The sequence below is a fragment of the Bacillus stratosphericus genome, from assembly GCF_020524495.1.
In the GTDB taxonomy this organism is placed as follows: Bacteria; Bacillota; Bacilli; order Bacillales; family Bacillaceae; genus Bacillus; species Bacillus stratosphericus_B.
The window spans coordinates 1-560 of record NZ_JAIVLB010000103.1 but is presented as its reverse complement, the minus strand read 5'-3'; the positions used below and the strand labels follow the sequence as shown (position 1 = coordinate 560).

Annotated in this window: 2 protein-coding genes; both read left to right on the top strand. The window is 49.6% G+C overall.

Features of this window, described 5'->3' with window-relative positions; genetic code table 11:
- Positions 1–269, top strand: a 269-nt coding sequence (locus tag LC033_RS16695; protein ID WP_226570366.1) for a peptidoglycan-binding domain-containing protein, incomplete at its 5' end; no start/stop codon positions are given.
- Positions 266–502, top strand: a complete 237-nt coding sequence (locus LC033_RS16690) for a phage holin (protein WP_226570363.1) — start codon at positions 266–268, stop codon at positions 500–502. The genes LC033_RS16695 and LC033_RS16690, both read left to right, overlap by 4 nt.
- Positions 503–560: the final 58 nt, after the last annotated feature.

The following is a 560-nucleotide window of genomic DNA, read 5'->3' as shown; positions in this document are numbered from 1 at the left end:
CTAAAAAACTAACGGTACCTACGGGCATAATCCGTCAAGGCGCTCGCGGCACTGCCGTCACGCAACTTCAAAGCGCACTGGCAGCCGTATACTTCTATCCGAACAAGGGCGCTAAGAATAACGGAATCGACGGCATTTACGGACCGAAAACAGCCAACGCAGTCAAACGATTCCAACTTATGCACGGACTTAGTGCTGACGGTATTTATGGTCCGAAGACGCGCGCTAAATTAGTGGCGGCTCTTAAGAAAGCGGGGTATAGCGTATGAAGACGAATATTAGCGCAGGAACAGTGGCTCGGTTTATTTTGCTTGCGTTAGCTCTCGTAAATAGCGGGCTGACGATGTTTGGCGTTCAGACAATTTCGGTAGACGAAGCGGCTGTGTCCGACTTTATTGCGCTTCTCTTTCTTGGGGCGACTTCGCTTTGGGCGTACTGGAAAAATAACGACGTAACGAAGAAGGCGCGAGAAAGAAAGGCGCTTCATGAGGTCGGCAAGTAGTAGCCGGAACTTTTGGCGGTTGCTTACGTATAAAAACGTAGGTAGCCGTCTTACATAA

What these genes read in the sequence shown, in the direction of transcription:
- LC033_RS16690 (WP_226570363.1), top strand. Translation starts at nt 266, where the DNA reads ATGAAGACGAATATTAGCGCAGGAACAGTGGCTCGGTTTATTTTGCTT.